This window comes from Streptomyces sp. NPDC000151 (assembly GCF_040301705.1).
In the GTDB taxonomy this organism is placed as follows: Bacteria; Actinomycetota; Actinomycetes; order Streptomycetales; family Streptomycetaceae; genus Streptomyces.
Genome location: NZ_JBEPFC010000100.1, coordinates 1 through 22311, shown reverse-complemented (window position 1 = coordinate 22311; position 22311 = coordinate 1). Strand labels below are relative to the sequence as shown.

17 protein-coding genes and 1 tRNA gene are annotated in these 22311 nt (G+C 71.2%); 2 read left to right on the top strand and 16 right to left on the bottom strand.

Translation table 11 applies throughout. From position 1 onward, the window contains the following. From ABT381_RS24495 to ABT381_RS24425, 15 genes are all read right to left on the bottom strand, one after another. On the bottom strand, positions 1 to 505 hold a 505-nt coding region (locus ABT381_RS24495), incomplete at its 3' end, for a glycosyltransferase family 4 protein (protein WP_351598233.1). A 111-nt stretch (positions 506 to 616) separates the two neighbouring features. Further along, a complete protein-coding gene (gene glyA, locus ABT381_RS24490; protein WP_351598230.1) occupies positions 617 to 1957 on the bottom strand; it encodes a serine hydroxymethyltransferase in 1341 nt (446 codons plus the stop codon). 147 nt (positions 1958 to 2104) lie between these two features. Continuing rightward, complete coding sequence (locus ABT381_RS24485) at positions 2105 to 2764, bottom strand: arsenate reductase/protein-tyrosine-phosphatase family protein (RefSeq protein ID WP_351598227.1); 660 nt, start codon at positions 2762 to 2764, stop codon at positions 2105 to 2107. After that, positions 2761 to 3408 (bottom strand): L-threonylcarbamoyladenylate synthase, encoded by a 648-nt coding sequence (locus tag ABT381_RS24480; protein WP_351598224.1) that lies wholly within the window; start codon positions 3406 to 3408, stop codon positions 2761 to 2763. Before ABT381_RS24480 ends, ABT381_RS24485 begins: the two co-directional genes overlap by 4 nt. A gap of 88 nt (positions 3409 to 3496) precedes the next feature. Further along, on the bottom strand, positions 3497 to 4336 hold the full coding sequence (prmC, locus tag ABT381_RS24475; RefSeq protein WP_351598252.1) for a peptide chain release factor N(5)-glutamine methyltransferase: 840 nt from the start codon (positions 4334 to 4336) through the stop codon (positions 3497 to 3499). A gap of 134 nt (positions 4337 to 4470) precedes the next feature. Beyond that, on the bottom strand, positions 4471 to 5541 hold the full coding sequence (prfA, locus tag ABT381_RS24470; RefSeq protein WP_351598221.1) for a peptide chain release factor 1: 1071 nt from the start codon (positions 5539 to 5541) through the stop codon (positions 4471 to 4473). A gap of 131 nt (positions 5542 to 5672) precedes the next feature. Continuing rightward, entirely contained in the window at positions 5673 to 5897 is a 225-nt protein-coding gene (gene rpmE, locus ABT381_RS24465) for a 50S ribosomal protein L31 (protein ID WP_030258568.1), read from the bottom strand. Positions 5898 to 6065: 168 nt separating this feature from the next. Beyond that, the gene (locus ABT381_RS24460; protein ID WP_351598218.1) at positions 6066 to 7190 is read right to left on the bottom strand and encodes an LCP family protein; all 1125 of its coding nucleotides are present in this window, start codon (positions 7188 to 7190) and stop codon (positions 6066 to 6068) included. 427 nt (positions 7191 to 7617) lie between these two features. Continuing rightward, complete coding sequence (gene rho / locus ABT381_RS24455) at positions 7618 to 9714, bottom strand: transcription termination factor Rho (protein ID WP_351598215.1); 2097 nt, start codon at positions 9712 to 9714, stop codon at positions 7618 to 7620. Positions 9715 to 10097: 383 nt separating this feature from the next. Beyond that, complete coding sequence (thrB, locus tag ABT381_RS24450) at positions 10098 to 11015, bottom strand: homoserine kinase (protein WP_031051838.1); 918 nt, start codon at positions 11013 to 11015, stop codon at positions 10098 to 10100. Positions 11016 to 11384: 369 nt separating this feature from the next. Continuing rightward, positions 11385 to 12467, bottom strand: coding sequence for a threonine synthase (gene thrC / locus ABT381_RS24445; RefSeq protein WP_351598212.1), 1083 nt, complete (start codon positions 12465 to 12467; stop codon positions 11385 to 11387). A gap of 8 nt (positions 12468 to 12475) precedes the next feature. Beyond that, entirely contained in the window at positions 12476 to 13768 is a 1293-nt protein-coding gene (locus ABT381_RS24440; RefSeq protein WP_351598209.1) for a homoserine dehydrogenase, read from the bottom strand. Between the two features lie 120 nt (positions 13769 to 13888). Further along, positions 13889 to 15280 (bottom strand): diaminopimelate decarboxylase, encoded by a 1392-nt coding sequence (gene lysA, locus ABT381_RS24435; RefSeq protein WP_351598206.1) that lies wholly within the window; start codon positions 15278 to 15280, stop codon positions 13889 to 13891. A gap of 25 nt (positions 15281 to 15305) precedes the next feature. Further along, entirely contained in the window at positions 15306 to 16499 is a 1194-nt protein-coding gene (gene nrtL, locus ABT381_RS24430; protein ID WP_351598249.1) for an ArgS-related anticodon-binding protein NrtL, read from the bottom strand. A 236-nt stretch (positions 16500 to 16735) separates the two neighbouring features. Continuing rightward, entirely contained in the window at positions 16736 to 17197 is a 462-nt protein-coding gene (locus ABT381_RS24425) for a response regulator (RefSeq protein ID WP_351598203.1), read from the bottom strand. Between the two features lie 223 nt (positions 17198 to 17420). Between ABT381_RS24425 and ABT381_RS24420 the strand changes: the two genes are divergently transcribed. Beyond that, a tRNA-Arg gene (locus tag ABT381_RS24420) sits at positions 17421 to 17492 on the top strand. Between the two features lie 1297 nt (positions 17493 to 18789). Here the strand turns inward: ABT381_RS24420 and ABT381_RS24415 are convergent. Then, positions 18790 to 19275 carry an MSMEG_6728 family protein gene (locus ABT381_RS24415; RefSeq protein WP_351598201.1) on the bottom strand — a complete coding sequence of 162 codons (486 nt, stop codon included), beginning with the start codon at positions 19273 to 19275 and terminating at the stop codon, positions 18790 to 18792. Positions 19276 to 19476: 201 nt separating this feature from the next. Between ABT381_RS24415 and ABT381_RS24410 the strand changes: the two genes are divergently transcribed. Next, a partial coding sequence (locus tag ABT381_RS24410; RefSeq protein ID WP_351598199.1) for an ATP-binding protein occupies positions 19477 to 22311 on the top strand: 2835 nt, incomplete at its 3' end.

Sequence of the window (22311 nt, the reverse complement as noted above, 5' to 3'; positions counted from 1 at the left end):
AGGCGAGCCCGTCCAGGCCGTCGACGAAGTTCACCGCGTTGATGGTGATGACGACCAGCGCCACGGTGAGCAGCGTGCCCTGCATGGGGGTCAGCAAGACCGTGCCGATGCCGGGCACCGGGATCCACAGAATCGTCAGGCCCTGCAGGACCATCACGCCCGCGGCGATCATCTGGCCGCCGAGCTTGATGAGCGCGTCCACGCCCCACTTGTCGTCCAGGACGCCGAGGATCCAGATCAGCGCGGCGCCGGAGAGCAGCGCGCGCGGCTCGTTGGAGAACTCGAAGACGCTCTTGATGTTCGTCAGGTGGGCCGCGACCAGCAGACCCGCGCACAGGCCCCCGAACATCGCGATGCCGCCGAGCCGCGGCGTCGGTTCGCGGTGCACGTCGCGGGCGCGGATCTCCGGCATCGCGCCGGCCGCGATCGCGAATTTCCGTACCGGCCCGGTCAGCAGGTAAGTGACCGCGGCCGTGACGCACAGCGTCAGCAGGTATTCACGCACGGGCTGCCCCATTGGTATCGCTGGCCATCACAGCCACACACCATATGCGTGTCCGACCCCCAGCCGTGAATGTAGGTAAGGACGTTCCTCGCGCGGAAGTGGTTCCCGCATTCAGGCGTGCGGGGGATATGGCGGGAAGTTCCGGACCAGTTCCGTGGTCGCCGCACGGACCGCGCCGTCCTCCCGCAGGGCCGCTCCGATCAGCGCCCCGACACGTGCCATCTCGGCTTCCCCCATTCCCTGCGTGGAAACGGCCGCGGTGCCCAGCCGGATGCCGGTCCTGCGTACCGAGGCGTCCGCCGGGCAGGGCAGCGCACAGGTGTCCAGGACGATCCCGGCCGCGGCCAGCCGGCCGCGCGCCGTCCGCGCGTCCAGGCCCACCGGCGTGGTGTCGGCGGTGATCAGGTGGGTGTCGGTGCCCCCGGTCGTGACCGTCAGGCCCTCGCCCTCCAGCGCCTCGGCGAGCGCCCTGGCATTGGCCGTGACCCGGTGCGCGTACGCCGTGAACGCGGGCGTCGCGGCCTCCCCGAACGCCACCGCCTTCGCCGCCACCGTGTGCATCTGCGCGCCGCCCTGGGTGAACGGGAACACCGCACGGTCGATCCGCTCGGCCAGGTCGGCGCCGCACAGGATCATGCCGCCGCGCGGGCCGCGCAGGACCTTGTGGGTGGTCGCGCACACCACGTCCGCGTACGGGACCGGGTTCGGCGCCGCTCCCCCGGCCACCAGCCCGATCGGGTGCGCGGCGTCCGCGATGAGGTACGCGCCCACCTCGTCGGCGATCTCCCGGAAGGCCGCGTAGTCGATGTGGCGCGGATACGAGATCGAGCCGCAGACGATGGCCTTGGGGCGGCGCCGGATCGCCAGCTCCCGGATGCGGTCGTAGTCCAGCAGGCCGGTGTCCGGGTCCACGCCGTACCCGGCGAAGTCGAACCACCGCCCGGAGAAGTTCGCCGACGAGCCGTGCGTGAGGTGACCGCCGTGCGGCAGCGACATGGCCAGCACGCTGTCCCCGGGGCGCAGCAGGGCCGCGTAGGCGGCCAGTACGGCCGAAGAGCCGCTGTGGGACTGGACATTGGCGTGTTCGGCGCCGAAGAGGGCCTTGGCGCGCTCGATGGCCGTCCGCTCGGCGAAGTCCACCATCTCGCAGCCGCCGTGGTGGCGGGCGCCGGGATACCCCTCGGCGTACTTGTTGGCGAGCGGGGAGCCGAGCGCCGCCAGGACGGCCGGGGACGTGAAGTTCTCCGCCGCGATCAGCTGGAGGCCCGCCGCCTGCCGGGCGCTCTCGCCGAGCAGCGCGTCGGCGATCTGCGGGTCCTGGGCGCGCAGCTGCTCGAAGCCGGGTCCGCTCCAGGAGCCCGGCGAGCTCGCGGACGGCGGCCCGTCGCTCTGCTGCCGGGCCGGACGGGAGTGCGGGGTGGCGCTGCGGGTGGACGCGGGAGTCGCTGGCATCGCTCGCTCCGGGCCTCGTACGGGGGACGTACGTCCAATGTAGGCGCGGAACGGCGTCCGGGCGCGGTGTACGGCGGGACGGAGCGGCCGGGCGGGTGTCGGGGGCCTCTTACGGCCACGGGGCGGCCACACGGGCCGTGAGGCGGCTCAGGCGCGGGCGGGGACCCCGGTGAGGGCCGTGACGACCGGATCGAGGGCCTGGTTGATCTCGTCGCCGATGGAGCGGAAGAACGTGATGGGCGCGCCGTAGGGGTCGTGCACCTCGTCGGCCTCGGCGTTCGGCGCGAGCAGCCAGCCGCGCAGCGCGGCGGCCGCGCCGACCAGGGCGCGGGCACGGGTCACCAGGCCGCCGTCCGGCAGCGCCGGATCCGGCCCGGGCAGGGTGGCCGGGTCTATGGCCTTCACCAGCCGGTTGAACTCCTTGAGGGTGAAGGTGCGCAGGCCCGCGGAGTGGCCCATGGAGATGACCTGGGCGCGGTGGTCGCGGGTGGCGGTCAGGACCAGGTCGGCGCGGATCACGTGCTCGTCCAGCAGCTCGCGGCCGAGGAAGCCGGCCGCGTCGGCGCCGTAGTCGGCCAGGACGGTGGCGGCGTGGGTCTCCATCGGGGCGCCCTCGTGGCCCCAGGTGCCGGCGCTCTCCACCACGATCCCGCTGGTCAGCTCGGTACCGAGTCTGCGTTGCAGGCCATGGCGGTGCAGCCGCTCGGTGATCGGCGAGCGGCAGACGTTGCCGGTGCTGACGTGGAGGATGCGGAAGGTGTAGTCGTCCTGCGTTCCCGCTATGCCACGCCCCTGCGGGGCCATCAATTGGCCACCTCGAGCTCGGGTACGACCTTGCGGAGCTCGTCGGCGTCGAGGGCGCCGGCCCGCAGCAGCCGCGGGACCTTGCCCGTGACGTCGACGATGGAGGACGGCACGGCGGCGGGGGTGGGCCCGCCGTCGAGGTACACCGAGACGGAGTCGCCCAGCATGTCCTGGGCCGCGTCGCAGTCCTGCGGCGAGGGGTGTCCGGTGAGGTTGGCGCTGGAGACGGCCATCGGGCCGAACTCGGTCAGCAGCTCGATGGCCACGGGGTGCAGCGGCATCCGCACGGCCACCGTGCCGCGGGTCTCGCCGAGGTCCCAGGTGAGCGAGGGCTGGTGCCGCGCGACCAGGGTCAGCGCGCCCGGCCAGAAGGCGTCCACCAGCTCCCACGCCTGCTCGGAGAAGTCCGTGACCAGGCCGTGCAGGGTGTTCGGCGAGCCGACCAGGACCGGCGAGGGCATGTTGCGGCCGCGGCCCTTGGCCTCCAGCAGGTCGCCGACGGCCTCCGAGTTGAAGGCGTCGGCGCCGATCCCGTAGACGGTGTCGGTCGGCAGCACGACCAGCTCCCCGCGCCGGACCGCCGAGGCGGCCTCGCGCAGGCCGGTCGCGCGGTCGGTCGCGTCGCTGCAGTCGTATCGCCGTGCCATTAGCGGGCCTCCTGGTGCGGAACGGTGGTAGGGGTGGAGCGGCGGCGCCCGGCGGCGGCCGGTGCCCGGTCGGGAACTGCGGGTCCGGTCACGGCGTCGCCCTGCGGGCGGTCGCGAAGCGCGGCCGGTTGTTCAGGTCGGGGTGGTCGGCCGCGTCCGCCCAGCCCCGCTCCTCCGTGAAGATCCACGGCACCTGGCCGCCCTGGGTGTCGGCGTGCTCGATCACGACGACACCGCCGGGCCGCAGCAGGCGGTGTGCCGTGCGTTCGATGCCCCGGATCGTGTCCAGGCCGTCCTCGCCGGAGAAGAGCGCGAGCTCGGGGTCGTGGTCGCGGGCCTCCGGTGCGACGTGCTCCCACTCGGTCAGCGGGATGTACGGCGGGTTCGAGACGACCAGGTCGACCTGGCCGTCCAGCTCGGGCAGCGCGGTCAGCGCGTCTCCCTGGTGAAGAACGACGCGGGACCCCTCGACGTTCTTGCGTGTCCACACCAGGGCGTCCTCGGACAGCTCCACGGCGTGCACCCGGGACCGGGGCACCTCCTGCGCGAGCGCGAGCGCGATGGCGCCGGAACCCGTGCACAGGTCGACGATGAGCGGCTCGACGACGTCCATCGCGCGCACCGCGTCTATCGCCCAGCCCACCACGGACTCGGTCTCCGGGCGGGGCACGAACACCCCGGGGCCGACGTGCAGTTCGAGGTACCGGAAGAACGCGCGTCCGGTGATGTGCTGGAGCGGCTCGCGGGCCTCGCGGCGGGCGATCGCCTCCCAGTACCGGGCGTCGAAGTCCGCGTCACCCACCGTATGCAGCTGGGACCGCTTCACGCCGTGCACGTGGGCCGCGAGCTCCTCGGCGTCGAAGCGCGGCGAGGGCACGCCCGCGTCGGCCAGCCGCTGGGTCGCCTGGGCCACCTCGGCGAGCAGCACGGACCGGGCGTTCGGCCCGCGGCCGGGCCGCTGAGGGGTGCCGTGTCCCCCGGGAGACTGCTGCACTGGTCCTCCAGCCGGTACGTACTTCGGTCGTGCGGTGTGTCGGAGCGGGCGTGGGCCCGCCGCGGGGCTTACTGGGCAGCGGCGAGCTTGGCCGCCGAGTCGGCGTCCACGCACGCCTGGATGACCGGGTCGAGCTCGCCGTCGAGCACCTGGTCCAAGTTGTACGCCTTGAAGCCCACCCGGTGGTCGGAGATCCGGTTTTCCGGAAAGTTGTACGTCCGGATCCGCTCGGAGCGGTCGACCGTACGGACCTGGCTGCGCCGGGCGTCCGACGCCTCGCGCTCGGCCTCCTCCTGGGCGGCGGCCAGCAGCCGGGACCGCAGGATGCGCATGGCCTGCTCCTTGTTCTGGAGCTGGCTCTTCTCGTTCTGGCAGGAGACGACGATGCCGGTGGGCAGGTGGGTGATGCGCACGGCGGAGTCGGTGGTGTTGACCGACTGGCCGCCGGGGCCCGAGGAGCGGTAGACGTCGATCCGCAGGTCGTTCGGGCCGATCTCGACCTCGACCTCCTCGGCCTCGGGCGTGACGAGCACGCCGGCGGCGGAGGTGTGGATGCGGCCCTGCGACTCGGTCGCGGGCACGCGCTGCACGCGGTGCACGCCGCCCTCGTACTTCATGCGGGCCCACACGCCCTGGCCGGGCTCGGTGCGGCCCTTGACCTTCACGGCGACCTGGACGTCCTTGTAGCCGCCGAGGTCGGACTCGTTGGCCTCCAGGATCTCGGTCTTCCAGCCGACCCGCTCGGCGTAGCGCAGGTACATCCGCAGCAGGTCGCCGGCGAACAGCGCGGACTCCTCGCCGCCCTCGCCGGCCTTGACCTCGAGGATGACGTCCTTGTCGTCGCTGGGGTCACGCGGTACGAGCAGCAGCCGGAGCTTGTCCGTGAGCTGCTCGCGGCGGACCTCGCCCTCCTTCACCTCGTCGGCGAAATCGGGGTCGTCGGCGACCAGTTCCCGGGCCGTCTCGATGTCCTCGCCGGTCTGCTTCCAGGCGCGGTACGTGGCGATGATCGGGGTCAGTTCGGCGTAACGCTTGTTGAGCCGCATCGCCTCGCGCTGGTCGGCGTGGACCGCGGGGTCGGCGAGCCGCTTCTCGAGGTCGGCGTGTTCGCCGATCAGTTCCTCGACCGCCTCGAACATCGTGGTGTTCCTCTGCTGGCTGGGATTTACCGGGGGTGCCCGCGGCCGGCGGGCCGGCGGGCCAAGGACGGCAAAACGCCGGTCCGGTCGCCCCTGCGCGGGGCGACCGAGAACCGGCGCCTTGTGGGTCGCTACTTCTTGGCGGACCCAGCAGCCTTGCCGAAGCGGGCCTCGAAGCGGGCCACGCGGCCACCGGTGTCGAGGATCTTCTGCTTGCCCGTGTAGAACGGGTGGCACTCGGAGCAGACGTCGGCGCGGATGGCGCCGCCTGCAACGGTGCTACGGGTGGTGAACGAGGCGCCACAGGTGCAGCTGACCTGGGTCTCGACGTACTCCGGGTGGATGTCGCGCTTCAAGGGATTCTCCTAGTGTTTCGGGAGGGCACCGGGTCGTGCTCGCGGGTTGCGTCACGTGAACCGGGGCCGACGGTCCAGTTTGCCAGTACTGGCCGCATCTCCCCAAACCGGGGGGCGCCTCCCGTTATTCCCGGCCCGTGTGCGGGCCGGGCAACGGGGCCGCCTCGTTCACCGTACGTAGTTGCTCGTGCCGCCCTTGTCGCCGGCCGAGTCCTTCAGTGCCGACTTCGGGATGGCCTTGTCCGCCCGCAGCGCCTTCCAGACCTGCTTGTTCGCGGCCTCCAGCGGCAGCACCCGGTTCGGGTTCTGCGGGTCGTAGGTCACCGGCAGCGTGGCCATGTTGATGTGGTCCGAGCCGATGCCGCCGACGCTCTTGGCCAGGCCGACCAGCGAGTTCACCGAGTTCAGCCGGGTGTCGGTGGTGATCGCCTTGGTGGCGGTGTCCCCGATGTCGTAGAGCTTGGCCGGGTTGGACAGCACGCCGAGCTGCTTGAACTGGTCCATCAGCGCCTTGATGAAGGTCTGCTGCAGCTGGATGCGGCCCAGGTCACTGCCGTCGCCGCCGGGCACGCCGTGCCGGGTGCGGACCAGACCGAGGGCCTGCTCGCCGTCCAGCTTGTGCGTACCGGGGTCCAGGTCGAGGTGGCTGTCCGGGTCGTGGATGGGCTTCGTCGTGGTGATGTCGACGCCGCCGAGGGCGGTGATCAGCTTCTTGAAGCCGCTGAAGTCGACCTCGACGAAATGGTCCATACGGATGCCGCTCATGGACTCCACCGTCTTGACGGCACAGGCCGGGCCGCCGACCTCGTACGCGGTGTTGAACATGACGTGCTGCGCCGCCGGGGTCTGCTGCCCGTCCTTGGTGCACGAGGGCCGCGAGATCAGGGTGTCCCGCGGGATGCTCACCACGCTGGCCTTCTTGTGGCCCTTGTAGACGTGCACGACCATCGCGGTGTCGGAGCGGGCGCCGCCGCCGTCCGAGCCGTACTTGGCGTTGTCCCCGGCCCGGGAGTCCGAGCCGAGCACCAGGATGTCCATCGAGCCGTTGTCGACGTTGTCCGGGCGGTCCGCACCCAGCGCCGCGTCGATGTCGACGCCCTTGAGGTTGCCGTTGAGCTGGTAGTAGACGAATCCGAGCCCCGCGCCGCCCAGCAGCACACAGCTCACCAGTGCGCACAGTGTGATCGTCAGCGCCCTGCGGCGCCTCGTGGGTCCCTTGCGCCGGCGGCCGGTGGCGCGTATGCCGCCGGAACGGCTCGCGGCCGTCCGCCCGGCCCTGCTGCTGTCCGCCATCTGCTCCTCAGTCCTCTTGCTCGGCCGGCCTCGCCGTCCCCGGCTGTCACGTCCTCTCACCGGTGGTGGTCTCGCACCCCTTCAGACGGGAGGCATCCGGGAAGGGTTGCACAGACGGCGGGGCGGGCCGGGCTGCGCCGGCCGGGCGTGCCGGACCCGCCGTACGGCCGTTCGCACCTCGCTCACCAGGGCTTTCGCCCGGCGCGGCGGTCGCGCAACGGGACGTAACCGGACTTTAGGTCTGTGCGGAAGGTCTCAAGAGGGGGCCTTCGGAGCGCGGAATGCGTCACACCATTTTCACGGCGCGGCCGCCCGGTCGTGGTACGACGCAGCCGCGGCACGACGAACCCGCGGTACGACGAAGCCCTCCCCGTCACCGGAGTGACGGGGAGGGCTCTCGCTGACGGCGCGCGGCCGCCGGGCGGCGTCAGTCGTTGCCGTTGCCCGGGGTCGGCGTCGTCTTCTGGATCTGCAGCAGGAACTCCGCGTTGGACTTCGTCTGCTTCATCTTGTCCAGCAGCAGCTCGATGGCCTGCTGCTGGTCCAGGGCGTGCAGCACCCGGCGCAGCTTCCACACGACCGCCAGCTCGTCGCTGGACATGAGGATCTCTTCCTTACGCGTACCGGACGCGTCCACGTCCACCGCGGGGAAGATGCGCTTGTCCGCGAGCTTCCGGTCGAGCTTGAGCTCCATGTTGCCGGTGCCCTTGAACTCCTCGAAGATCACCTCGTCCATCCGCGAGCCGGTCTCGACCAGCGCGGTGGCCAGGATGGTCAGCGAGCCGCCGTCCTCGATGTTGCGCGCGGCACCGAAGAAGCGCTTCGGCGGGTACAGCGCGGTCGAGTCGACACCACCGGACAGGATGCGGCCGGAGGCGGGCGCCGCGAGGTTGTACGCGCGGCCCAGGCGGGTGATGGAGTCCAGCAGGACGACGACGTCGTGGCCCAGCTCCACCAGCCGCTTGGCGCGCTCGATGGCGAGCTCGGCGACGGTGGTGTGGTCCTCGGCCGGGCGGTCGAAGGTCGAGGAGATGACCTCGCCCTTGACCGACCGCTGCATGTCGGTGACCTCTTCCGGACGCTCGTCGACCAGGACGACCATCAGGTGGCACTCGGGGTTGTTGCGGGTGATCGCGTTGGCGACCGCCTGCATGATCATGGTCTTACCGGTCTTCGGCGGGGCCACGATCAGACCGCGCTGGCCCTTGCCGATCGGCGACACGAGGTCGATGATCCGCGTGGTCAGCTGGCCGGCCTCGCCCTCCAGGCGGAGCCGGTCCTGCGGGTACAGCGGCGTCAGCTTGCCGAACTCCGGGCGGCCGCGGCCCTGTTCGGGGGCGACGGAGTTGACCGAGTCCAGACGCACCAGCGCGTTGAACTTCTCGCGGCGCTCGCCCTCGCGGGGCTGGCGGACCGCGCCGGTGACGTGGTCGCCCTTGCGCAGGCCGTTCTTGCGGACCTGGGCGAGGGAGACGTACACATCGTTCGGACCGGGCAGGTAGCCGGAGGTCCGGATGAAGGCGTAGTTGTCGAGGATGTCCAGGATGCCCGCGACGGGGATCAGGACGTCGTCCTCGGCGACCTGCGGCTCGGCACCGAAGTCGTCGCGGCCACGGCGGCCACGGCGGTCCCGGTAACGGCCCCGGCGCCCGCGACGGCCGCCGCTCTCGTCGTCGAACTCGTCCTGACGGCCGCCCTGCTGGCGGTTTCCGCCACCCTGCTGGCCACCGCCCTGCTGACCGCCGCCCTGCTGGCCGCCGGCGTCGTTGCCGTCGTTCTTGCGGCGGTCGCGGCCGCCGCGGCGGTCGCCCTTCTGGCCGCGGTCCTGACGGTCGCCGCGGTCCTGGCGGTCACCACGGTCCTGGCGGTCACCGCGCTCCTGGCGGTCGCCGCGGTCCTGACGGTCCCCGCGGTCCTTGCGGCCCTCGCCGTCCTGGCCGGAGTCGGCCTTCTGGCCGTCCTTGACCTCGGTCTTCTGCTCGGCCTTGGCCTCGCCTGCGGCGGACTCGGGGCTCCCCGCCGCGGCGGTGGCGCGGCGCCGGCGGCGCTCGCCGGCCGGCTGCTCGTCGCCGGCGCCCTGGCCGGGGATCTCGATCTGCTGCTGGCCGGCGGTGTCCGCGGCCTTCTCCGCCTTCTCGGCCTTGGCGGGCTTCTCGGCGGTCTTCTCGGCCGCCGCGTCGCCGGTACGGGCCTTGGAGGTGGCTCGGCGCTTGGGCTTCGCCTCTGCGGGCGCGTCCGCAGGCGCCTCGGCGGCCTTGGCCGCACCGGCACCGCCGGCGCCCTGCTTCTCCTTGATGACCTCGATGAGCTGGCTCTTGCGCATCCGCGCAGTGCCCTTGATGCCGAGGCCGGAGGCTACCTGCTGCAGCTCGGCCAGGACCATGCCCTCGAGGCCGGTGCCGGAACGGCGTCGCCGCGAGGCACCAGTGGCGGCCCCGGTGGCAGGCGCGGCGGGAGCGTCCGTGGCGGGCGCTGCGGCACTGCCATCGGTGCGTACGCCCATCAGATCGGTGGTGTCGCTCACGAAGGGTCCTTCCCTGGAGCGGGCGTCGGCCTGTCTGGCTCGGCGACCGGTTGTGCTGTCCGACCGCGGTCCCTCGACGTTCACGGACCGGGCCGGGGCGGTGGTCCCGCCGAATTCGGCGGAGAGATCAGTTCATGATTCCGACGCGAAAGATGCTGCGCATTCATGCAGGTCACGCTTCATGCACATCACGCCGATTTTCCGGAGCGTGCTCGCTGCTGCTTTAGGTCTTTACTCCAAGCAGATTGGGAGGCTCCCGGAAGAAAAGTGGTCCCGACTGGGGACACGAAGCACCACGCCATTGCGGCGTCGGGTACTCACTTGAGGTTAACACTACCGGATCCAACAAACATTCCCCCTCTCTCAGACCGGCAATCCGTCGGTCACCCCGCGAGCGGCAGGACGCTCGTCCCCGCCGCGTCGAGGGACAGCCGGTTGGCCGCCCATCCCTCGCCCGCCAGGCGCGCGACCTTGTCGGCCGCTCCCTCCTCGACCAGCGCGAGCACCGTCGGGCCCGCGCCGGAGACAACCGCGGGGACACCGTCCGCGCGCAGTCGGTTCACCAGGGCGATGCTCTCCGGCATGGCCGGCGCGCGGTACTCCTGGTGAAGTCGGTCCTCGGTCGCCGCCAGCAGCAGCTCGGGGCGCCTGGTCAGGGCCTCGACGAGCAGCGCTGCGCGACCGGCGTTCGCCGCCGCGTCCCCGTGCGGCACGGTGCGCGGCAGCAGGCCGCGCGCGGTCTCGGTGAGCACCGGCTTGCCGGGCACGAAAACCACCGGAACGACGGAACGGGCGGGCTCCATCCTGATGGCACGCGCCGCACCGGCGTCCATCCAGGACAGCGTGAATCCGCCCAGCAGACAGGCGGCGACATTGTCGGGGTGGCCCTCGATCTCGGTGGCCAGTTCCAGCAGCGCGGCGTCGTCGAGCTTCTGCTCGCCGCCTATGGTCACCGCCCGGGCGGCGACGATGCCGGCGCAGATGGCCGCGGAGGAGGAGCCCAGGCCCCGGCCGTGCGGGATGCGGTTGGCGCACACGACCTCGAGACCGCGCGGCTGCCCGCCCAGCAGGTCGAACGCGGTACGCAGGGACCGTACGAGCAGGTGGCTCTCGTCGCGCGGCAGGGTCTCGGCACCCTCACCCGCGATGTCGATGTGCAGTCCGGAGTCGGCGACGCGTACTACGACGTCGTCGTACAGACCCAGGGACAGGCCGAGGGCGTCGAAGCCGGGACCGAGATTGGCGCTGGTGGCGGGGGTGCGCACCCGGACGGCGGCGGCGCGGAACGCTGGACCGGCCATCGCTCGATGACTCTCCTTGATGTGAAACTGCGGTACTGCCCCTGAGTGCCGCGGTACCGAGGCACCTGATCGGCTCATGGGGTCCGTTCTGACCTGCCCTGCACACCACTGCACTATGCCGCGGGGAGGGGAGTTGGCTGCCAGCCTATCGAAGGAAGGTTCAGTGGCGACATAGGGCGCACGGGAGGCGCACGATGCGTGTCGCGCGCCCTCTCATGCCACATCACTCACTTTGCAGCCTTTGCAGGGTTTGCCCTGTGGGGCGGAACGGGACCGGTGCGACAGCCGCGCCGGTCCCGCGAGACCCGTTCCGACCGGTTCTTTCCGGCCGAATTTTTGTCCTGGACCCGGCGGGCCCGGACGCCCGGCCTACGCCAGGCCGAGACGCTCGGCTGCGGCGTCCGCATCGACCGGGACCGTCACCGGCTGCGGCGCGCCGGCCACCGCCCAGTCCGGGTCCTTCAGGCCGTTGCCGGTCACCGTGCAGACGATCTTCTGACCCGGGTCGACCTTGCCCTCTTCGGCGGCCTTGAGCAGACCGGCCACCGAAGCGGCCGAGGCCGGCTCCACGAAGACGCCCTCCTGCGAGGCCAGCAGCCGGTAGGCGGCCAGGATCTGACGGTCGGTCACCTCGTCGATGGCGCCGCCCGACTCGTCCCGCGCGGCCTCCGCGAAGGACCAGGAGGCCGGGTTGCCGATCCGGATCGCGGTGGCGATCGTGCTCGGGTCCTTGACCACCTCGCCGCGCACGATCGGCGCGCTGCCGGACGCCTGGAAGCCCCACATGCGCGGGGTGCGCGAGGCGATGCTGTCCGCCGCGTACTCCTTGTAGCCCTTCCAGTACGCGGTGATGTTGCCCGCGTTGCCGACCGGCAGCACGTGGATGTCGGGCGCGTCGCCCAGCATGTCCACGATCTCGAACGCCGCGGTCTTCTGACCCTCGATGCGCACCGGGTTCACGGAGTTCACAAGTGCGACCGGGTACTTCTCCGAAAGGCTGCGCGCGAGCGTCAGACAGTCGTCGAAATTCCCGTCGACCTGGAGAATCTTCGCCCCGTGCACCAGGGCCTGGCCCATCTTGCCCAGCGCGATCTTGCCCTGCGGAACCAGGACGGCGGAGACCATCTGGGCACGCACGGCATAAGCCGCGGCGGAGGCCGAAGTGTTGCCCGTCGACGCGCAGATGACGGCCTTGGCACCCTCCTCCTTGGCCCGGGTGATGGCCATCGTCATGCCGCGGTCCTTGAACGAACCGGTGGGGTTGGCACCCTCGACCTTGAGGTGCACCTCGCAGCCGGTGCGCTCGGAGAGCACCTGCGCCGGCACGAGAGGCGTACCGCCCTCGCGCAGGGTGACGACCTCGGTCGTGTCCTTGACCGGCAGGCGGTCGCGGTACTCCTCGATGATGCCGCGCCACTGATGAGTGGTACCGGCGCTCGTATTGGCAGACATGGGTTCCTTTACTCCCCTTCGACCCGCATGATGCTGGCGACGCCCCGGACGGTGTCCAGCTTGCGCAGCGCCTCGACAGTCGAGGACAGCGCGGCGTCGGCCGCGCGGTGGGTGACGACGACGAGGGACGCCTCGCCGTCCTTGCCCTGTTGACGGACCGTATCGATCGATACGCCGTGCTCGGCGAAGACCATGGCGACCTGGGCCAGGACGCCGGGTTTGTCGGCCACGTCGAGGCTGATGTGGTAGCGGGTGACGACCTCGCCCATGGGGCTGACCGGCAGCTGCGTGTACGCGGACTCGCCGGGCCCGGTGGCCTCGCTGAGCTTGTTGCGGCACACGGCGACCAGGTCGCCCAGTACGGCCGAGGCGGTCGGCGAGCCGCCCGCGCCCGGACCGTAGAACATCAGCTGCCCGGCCGCGTCCGACTCCACGAAGACGGCGTTGTACGCCTCGCGGACGGAGGCCAGCGGGTGGGTCAGCGGAATCATCGCCGGGTGGACCCGCGCGGTGACCGACTCGCCGTCCGCGGCGCGCTCGCAGATCGCGAGCAGCTTGACCGTGCAGCCCATGCGCTTGGCGGAGGCGATGTCCGCGGCGGTGACCTCGGTGATCCCCTCCCGGTGCACATCGTCGATGGTCACCCGGGTGTGGAAGGCGATGCCCGCCAGGATCGCGGCCTTGGCCGCGGCGTCGAAGCCCTCGACGTCGGCGGTCGGGTCGGCCTCGGCGTACCCGAGCGCGGTGGCCTCGTCCAGCGCCTCGCTGTAGCCCGCCCCGCTGGTGTCCATCTTGTCGAGGATGAAGTTGGTCGTCCCGTTCACGATGCCGAGCACCCGGTTGACCTTGTCCCCGGCCATCGACTCGCGGAGCGGCCTGACCAGCGGGATCGCGCCCGCCACCGCGGCCTCGTAGTACAGGTCGGCGCCGTGCGCCTCGGCGGCGGCGTGCAGCGCGGCACCATCGGCGGCGACCAGCGCCTTGTTCGCGGAGACGACGCTCGCGCCCTGCTCGAACGCGGTCGTGATCAGCTTCCGCGCGGGCTCGATCCCACCGATGACCTCGATGACGACATCAATGTCGCCGCGCTTGACCAGCGCGGTCGCGTCGGTGGTGATCAGCTCGGCCGGCACGCCCTCGCGCACCCGGTCGGGACGGCGCACCGCGATGCCCGCGAGCTCCACGGGCGCGCCGATGCGCGCGGCGAGGTCGTCCGCGTGCGTCGTCATGATGCGCGTCACCTCTGAGCCGACCACACCACAGCCCAGGAGCGCCACCTTCAGCGGACGCGTACGCATCATTCGACCTCTGCTCTTCCTCGATATGGCCACGTCGGCCATTTCCGTGTTCGCAATGGACCAGTCTCATGCACCGGACGGGAATTCCTATCCCTCGTCCAGATGCCGAGACATCTATTTCACTTATCCGACATCGAGCCGCAGGAGATCTTCCTCCGTCTCGCGCCGGACGATCACCCGGGCCTCGCCCTGGCGCACCGCCACGACCGGCGGCCGCAGCGCGTGGTTGTAGTTGCTGGCCATCGACCGGCAGTACGCACCGGTCGCGGGCACCGCCAGCAGGTCACCCGGCGCGACGTCCGACGGCAGGAACGCGTCCCGCACGACGATGTCGCCGCTCTCGCAGTGCTTGCCGACCACCCGCGAGAGCATCGGCGCGGCGTCCGAAGTCCGCGAGACCAGCGCCACGCTGTACTCCGCGTCGTACAGCGCCGTACGGATATTGTCCGACATCCCGCCGTCGACGCTCACGTAGGTCCGCAGGCCCTCCAGCTCCTTGACCGTGCCGACCTCGTACAGCGTGAACGCGGTCGGGCCCACGATGGCGCGGCCCGGCTCGACGGACAGCCGCGGTACGGCGAGCCCGGCGGCCTGGCACTCGTGCCGCACGATCTCCCCCAGCGCCTTGGCGATCTCGTGCGGCTCACGGGGGTCGTCGTCCGGGGTGTACGCGATGCCGAGCCCGCCCCCCAGGTCGATCTCCGGCAGCTCGACACCGTGCTCCTCGCGCACGTCGGCCAGCAGCTGCACCACGCGCCGCGCGGACACCTCGAACCCGGCCATGTCGAAGATCTGCGACCCGATGTGCGAGTGGATGCCGATGAGCTCCAGCCCGTCGAGCTTCAGCGCCCGGCGCACCGCCTCGGCGGCCTGCCCGTCGGCCAGCGCGATCCCGAACTTCTGGTCCTCGTGCGCGGTGGCGATGAACTCGTGCGTATGGGCTTCCACGCCCACCGTCACCCGAATCTGCACCGGCTGCCGCTTGCCGAGCTGGTCAGCGATATGAGCAACCCGAGCGATCTCCTGAAAGGAATCAAGCACAATCCGCCCGACCCCGGCCTCCACGGCCCGCCGGATCTCCTGATCACTCTTGTTGTTCCCATGCAGCGCGATCCGCTCGGCCGGCATCCCGGCCGCCAGCGCGGTGGCCAGCTCTCCCCCGGAGCAGACATCGAGGTTCAGCCCCTCTTCATGCAGCCACCGCACGATCGCCCGCGACAGGAACGCCTTGCCGGCGTAGAAGACATCGGCCTCCTCCCCGAAGGCGTCCTTCCACGCCCGGCACCGCGCCCGGAAGTCGTCCTCGTCGAGGAAGTAGGCAGGAGTGCCGAACTCTTCCTTGAGCTCGGCGACGGAGATGCCGCCGACGGTGACCACACCGTCGGCGTTCCGGCGCACGGTCCGGGACCAGACCCGGGGGTCGAGGCCGTTCAGGTCGGCGGGCGGTGCGGAGTAGTGGCCTTCGGGCAGTACGTCGGCGTGACGGGGCCCTGCGGGGTGCGCGGAACGGCTCATGGCGGTGGGAGATCCCCTCGGAAGTTCACAGATGTTCAGGTGCGGAGATGCCCAGCAGGGTCAGGCCGTTCGCGAGCACCGTACCGGCGGCCTGGGCGACGGCCAGCCGGGCGCGGTGAACGGCCATGGGTTTCTGCTCTCCGGCGGGCAGCGGCGGACAGATGGCAAGGAAACGCAGGAACGCCTCGGCGGTCACTTCCAAATGCCGCGCCAGCCGATCCGGCGCCCGCAACCGAGCTGCGGCTTCGAGCACCGCGGGGTAGGCGGCAAGTGCGGCGTGGAGGGGGGTGTGGGGGACGTCTTGGGGCCGACTTGTACGGGACGGGTCGTCGCGGACGAGCTCCGCCGGGCCGTCGACCCCCAGGTCACGGGCGTTGCGCGACACTGCGCACGTACGAGCGTACGCGTACTGCACCAGGAACCGCGGATTGTCCTCCCGCTGCACCGGCCGCTCCGGCACCCGCACATGATCGTGCGCGGCGGGGTACAACAACACCCACCGCATCTCATCCACCCCGAGCCGCGCGACCAGCTCCTCCTCGGTCGCATACCGGCCCCCCGCGTCCTTCACGGGAACGGGCCGCACGTCCTCCCCCTCGGGCGCGGTCCCCTCCCCCACCGCCTCCATGATCGCCCGCAACGCCTCGGCGACCACGACGGCACGGGGGCCGGGGGCGGGGCGGAGGTCGATGGGGGTACGGGGGTCGATGGGGGTACGGGGGTCCGCCGCGGGGCCGTCCGCGGGGGCGACGGTGGGTCCGCCCCCAGGCCCGTCCGCGGGGCCGACGGTGGGTCCGCCCCCAGGTCCGTCCGCGGGGCCGTCCGCAGGGCCAGCGGTGCGTCCGTCCGCAGGGTTGCTCCCGAGATCAGCGGTGCGTCCGCTCCCACGCACATTCCCGGGACCGGCTGTGCGTCCGGCGGTGCATCCGGCTGTGCGTCGGGGGGTGCGTCCGCTGGTGCGTCCGTACGCGGCCCCGGCCTCCAACACTTCCCGTACAACCGCGGCCGGCGCCCCGCCCCCCAACGTGATGTTCAAAAATCCAGGCCCGGCGATCTCGACCCCGGCGATACCCGGCGCGGCAGCCAGCCGCTTCCGTACGACCCCGGCCACCTCACGCGCCGGCAGCCCTGCGGCACCGGCCAGCCGCAGCGCGACATTCGTGGCGTAATCCCCGCAGCCCGGCCGCGGCGGCACCCGTACGTCGACCGTCACCGGCACGTCGGACTCGCCCAGCGGAAGCTCCCGCGCCTCGACAGCCCCGCGCACGGAGCGCAGGACGGTGCGGGAGAGCTCAGCGGGAGTCACAGGACAAGCGTATGGGAGAACCGGGGTGGGTATGCGAACGGGTTTCGCACCTCGGACACTCCCCGTACTGACTCCCGCCCTCACCCACCCCTTGCCCACGCCTCACACGCGCGTCTCATCCACTCGCACTGCCCGCCGTACCGGCCGTGTCACCCCGTAGGCCGGACGGCGGGCTCGGAATCCGGATCGGCATCGGCCGCCCCGTCCGCCGGTCCGCCTCCGGGCCCGGAGCCGCGGATCCCGCCCAACAACTGGCGCACGGTCCGTATGAGCTCGACCGGCTCGAACGGCTTGGCGAGGAACGCGTCCACCCCGACCGCTTCCCCGTTGTCCACCTCCAGCGGCGTACACGCGCTGATGATGGCGATGGGGAGCTCCCTGGTCCGCGGATCAGCACGCAGCCTCTCGGCCGTATGCAGTCCATTGAGCCGCGGCATCATGACGTCCAGCGTCACGACGTCGGGGCACACCTCGTGCACGATGTCGAGGCACTCGGCACCATCAGCCGCGGTCACGACCTCGAAGCCCTCCAGCTCGAGATTGACCCTGATCAACTGCCGGATGACCTTGTTGTCGTCGACAACAAGGACCCGGCCGGACAAGCCAGGCACATATTGAGACTAAGCGCGTGCCACCTGCTGCGTCCGGGTTTTCCCCACTTCCGCCCCGTGCGAGGGACCTTTCGCCGATCACCCGGGCCACCCCGCCCCAATGCGCTACGAGCCCCCCACCACACCCTCCCCACCTCTTCCCGCCTCTTCCCGAAACCCGTTCATGACCACCCCCTCCGAGCTGGTAGTGTTCTACCCGTCGCAAGCGCACAGCGCCCGACACGCCCCCGTAGCTCAGGGGATAGAGCAACGGCCTCCGGAGCCGTGTGCGCAGGTTCGAATCCTGCCGGGGGCACTTCGCCTGGACCAGCGTGACCAACCCGCTGACCAGCCCAAGTGCCACAAACGAAGGGCCGGACCCAGTCTCACTGGGTCCGGCCCTTCGTCATTGCTAGGTGCGGGCTGCTATAGACCTGCACCAGAATGCCAACCCCCATCGGACACTCGCGCCACGGCCGGCCTGCTCTTCACCGGCTGTGGCGTGAGCCGCGAAGACGCTGCCGACGGACTGGCACCACAGATGCGCTCCTCGTAGACACGATGGATCACCTCGGGGGAATTACCGACCCGCCGGGCAACCTCGGCTACTGACTCGCCGACGCGGCCATTTTCGTTGGCCGAGTCAGCAGCTGGGACACGACGGCGGTCGAGGCTCGAAGGGCTCCGCCTGGCCCGCACTTGGTGAGCGTTGGGCGGCCACAGCTGCCACTTCGCCGCAGGTGCGGCCTGTGGCTGCACAGGAAGCTCAGTTGCCGAGCTCATTCAAGGTCTTCCTTGAGAGCGACGAACCCGAGGTACGGGCATTCCTGTCCGTCTTCACGCCTGAAGAGCTCGCGGAGATGCAGAAGGTCGCCGACAGCCACGACGGCGCCGCCCACAGCCCCAAGGCTCTGAAGGCTCTGAAGGTCCCAACTGGGGCAAGACCTGGGGGCCTTGAAGAAGATCGGTGGCTTCTCCAAGGCTGTCGGAGGCAAGTAAAACGACTTCAAGAAGTGGGTCGACAGTCGTCCCTGGTACGTCAAGTACCTCATCAAGTCGGTAACTCCCGGCCTGCCCCTCTACGACATCTGGTGGCACTTCAACCACTGAGCCATACGCGCTTGCACAGATGATCGTCGGCGCGCGGCGGCAGTCTGCCGTCCCGCGCCCCGCCCAATTGGAGAGCTACTTGATGACGGACAAGGTCGGTAATTCCACTGACGAAGCCAGCGACGCGACGTGGGTCGTTCCCTTGCTCGCGCTCCTCCCCCGTGCCTGTGATCGGGATTCTCGCCAATCTGTCCGCGGCTTGGCAGGTGGTTTCTTGGATTCTGTGGAGCCTCGCAGCGCTGCTGGCAGTGGCGGGATGGGGGCAGGTAGCGAGACACGGCGCCAAGGGGGCCGGCGGGTGGTCCGCTTGCGTTGTTCTTCATTGCGGGCTCGCTTGGCAAGCGACTCATCTTCTCGTCGCCTGAAGAGGGAGGCTTACCGCCTCGCATAGAGCAATGGGATGGCTGCCGATTGCGCTGCATAGCCTCATCCGCGGAGTAGTGGCCGATGTTCGGCCCGGTATTCGCGAAGACATCGCCGGGGCGCAGCCGGCTTGGGCGGGGTCAGGTGTTTGTGGAGGGGGAAGGAAGGCGGTCCGATGTTGGCCATACGTATGGCAGGCCTGCGGGGTCGTTGGGGAAGTGGCGGCGGTAGTGGTCGGGGTCCTTCGCGAGGAGGGATGACCGGTGGCTCAGGTGGAAGGCGGGGTCGCCGAGCCAGTTGGGGAGGTCGTCGGCGGCGGCCAGGGCCGCGTAGTCGCGGGGTGGGGTGTCCGGGAAGGCGGCGGCGAAGTCCTGGGTGAGGGTGAGGGCGCAGGTGTCCTGGCGGCCGGAGTCGGTCCATACGCGGCAGATTTCCAGGCCGTAGCGGACAAGGGCCTCCTCGTAGCCGGTCCACATGCGGACCGCCGGGTGGTGGCGCCAGCCGTAGCCGGGGACGGTGAGGCCGCGCAGGATCTGGAGGGTCTCCACGCGCTGCTTGCCGAGCCGGCGGGCGTCGAGGACCGCGGCGGAGGCCGCGAAGTCCGGGTAGGGCAGGAATGTCTGCATGGGGGCATGCGTATCCGCTTGCCCAGGTACGTAACCAGGGGTGTTCTGCTTCGAGTGGCGGTTGGGGTGCGTGGTACGCGCAGTGGGGCGATCTCTTGTCACCGGAGGGGTGGGTGAGTAGTTTCGCCAGCAACTGCGGTGACCCGGGGTAACGGGAGGTCTTCGCAGGGTCTGGGTCTCGTGTTCGGGTCGGAGTTGCTGATGGCACGGTCCGCCTTTCTCCGGTCGGGGGCGCCGGTTTTTGTTGGGCGCAGGGGTGAGCTGCGGGCCCTGGTGGAGGCGATGGGGCGGCCGCCGTCCGTCGTGCTTGTGGAGGGCGAGGCGGGGATCGGGAAGACCCGGTTGATCCGGGAAGCGCTCAGTGATCCCTCGGTGCGGGGGCGGCGGGTGCTGCTCGGGACCTGTCATCCGTTGCGTGAACCGTTTCCTTATGGGCCTGTTTTTGACCTGTTGCGGCGGCTGGACGGGAAGATCGGTCAGCTTGGGCAGGGCGGTGGGCGGCTGAGTCCGGTGTGTGGGGCGTTGCGGCCGTATCTGCCGGAGTTGGTGGGGTATCTGCCGCCCGCGCCGGAGCCGTTGCCGGACCACCGGGCTGCGCGGCATCGGCTGTTCCGGGCCGTGCGGGCGTTGCTGGCGGCGCTCGGGCCGGTGGTCGTGGTGGTGGAGGACCTGCACTGGGCCGATGACGGGACGCGGGATCTGGTGCGGTTTCTGGTGGATGATCCGCCGGACGGGATGACCACGGTCCTCAGTTGTCGGCGGGAGGATCTGCCGGGTGGTGCGCTGCCGTTGGGGCGGGCGTACCGGCAGCCGCCCGGTACGACGGCCGTGCAGCTGACGTTGCGGCCGCTGGACGTGGAGGGCGTGCGGAGTCTGGCCGCCGCGATCAGGCCGGGGGGTGCGGTGTCGGCGGCGTTCGCGGCCGAGCTGCATGAATGTACCGCCGGTATTCCGTTGGTACTGGAGGAGGTCGTGCGGCAGCTGGACGGTCACGAAGGCCGGGCGGGGGCGGGGGCGGGGCACGAGCGGGGCGGGCGTCCGGAGCGCGATACGGCGCCCGGTGCAGCGCCCGATACGGCGCGCGATACAGCGCGCGAGACGCTGGACGCGCTGGAGGTACCGGCGCTGCTGCGGGACGCCATGGCAGAGCGGATGAGCGGGCTGTCCCCGCACGCGACGGCTGTGGTGCATGCGGCCGCGGTCCTGCGCGTTCCGGCCGGGGAGGAGCTGATCGCGGCGACGGCGGGCCGCGCCCCCGGCGAGACGGGAGCGGCCGGTATCCGTGAGACGTCGGCCGGCCGCACCCCCGGCGAGACGGGGAGCGGCATCCGGGAGCCAACGGCGGGCCGCGCCCCCGGCGAGACCGGCGAGACGGGAGCGGCCAGTATCCGTGAGACGTCGGCCGGCCGCGCCCCCGGCGAGACCAGCGACGGCACCCGTAACACGACCGTGAACCGCGCCCCCAACCAGACCAGCGACGGCATCCGTGACACGACCACAAGCCCCACCCCCGACCACACCGCCGACGGCATCCGGGAAGCGCTGCAAGCCGGTGTGCTGTACGACTGTGGTGGCGGCCAGTACGGGTTTCGGCACACGTTGGCTCAGCAGGCTGTGTACGGCGGGCTGGCCGGGGTGGATCGGCGGCGGTTGCACGGGAGGGCCGTGGGCGCGCTCGCTCGGGTCGAGTCGCCTCCGCTCGTGCAGTTGGCGTACCACGCGCGGCAGGCCGGTGAGCTGGCTGCCTGGTTGCGGTACGGCGAGGCAGCCGCCGAGGCGGCCCGGGAGTTGGGGGACACCGCGGTCGCCGTGGAGATTCTGGAAGGGCTGTTGTCCGATCAGCGGGTGGGGGCCGCCGCGCGCGGGCGGCTCGCCACCGAGCTGAGCCGGGTCGCCGTCATCGGGCTGTCCTTCCGCCGGGCAGCCCGGCTGCTGGAGCGCATCGTGCGGGACCGCGGCCTGCCCGACGCCGTACGCGGGGAGATCCGGCTCAACCTCGGGCTGCTGCAGCACAACCAGGCCGGGAACTACGAACAGGGCCGGGCGGACACGGAAACGGCGGTGGCGGAGCTGCGCGAGCGGCCCGCGCTGGCGGCCCGGGGCATGGCCGCGCTGGCGATGCCCAGCTGGGGCGAGCATCCGTACGCCGTACACCTGGAGTGGATCACGCGGGCCGAGGAGCTGGTCGCCGGGCAGCAGGACCCGGCGCTGCGGATGGCCGTACGCGGCAACCACCTCGCGCTGCGGGCCAGTAAGGGCGAGCCGGGGGTGTGGGCGGACGTCGAGGAGATGGTGCGCGCGGGCCGGAAGGCGGCCGAGCGGCTCCAGGTGGCGCGGCTGTGCGGCAACATCGCGGAGGCGGCCGCCTGGCTCGGCCACCACGACCGCGCCGAGCACTTCCGCCGGACCGGCACGCGGCTCGCGGCGGAGTGCGGCGCACCGTTCCTGCAGGGCATCATCGACGGCACCGCGCTGCGGCTGGAGTGGCACGGCGGCCGGTGGCGCGGGCTGGACGGGCGCGCGCGGCAGGTGCTGGACGTGGTGCAGGGCGTCTCCGGCATCTCCGCCGACGCGCATCTCGTACTGGGCTGGCTCGCCGTCGCCCGCGGCGAGTGGGAGGAGGCCGCGGCGGAGCTGGGCGCCGCGGCCCTGGACGACCCCGCCAACGCCCCGGCGCCGATCCTGGCCGCCGCCTCGGGGGCGATGGTCCGCGTACACCTCGCGCGCGGGGAGACCGCGACGGCCTGTGCTGAAGCGGACCGGGCGGTGGCCCGGGTCCGCCGCAAAGGCATCTGGGCGTGGGGCGGCGACCTGGTCCCGATGGCGGTGATCGCCCTGGTACGGAGCGGACGCGGCGGCGAAGCGGCGGCACTGACCGAGGAGTTCGGCACGGAAGCGGCCGGGATCGACGCGCCGCTGGCCGCCGCCGCGCTGGCGGTGTGCCGGGGCGTGGTGGCGTGCGGACCGGACCGTTACGAGGAGGCCGCGGCGGCGTTCGACCGGGCGCGGAACGGGTACGCCGCGCTGCCGCGCCCG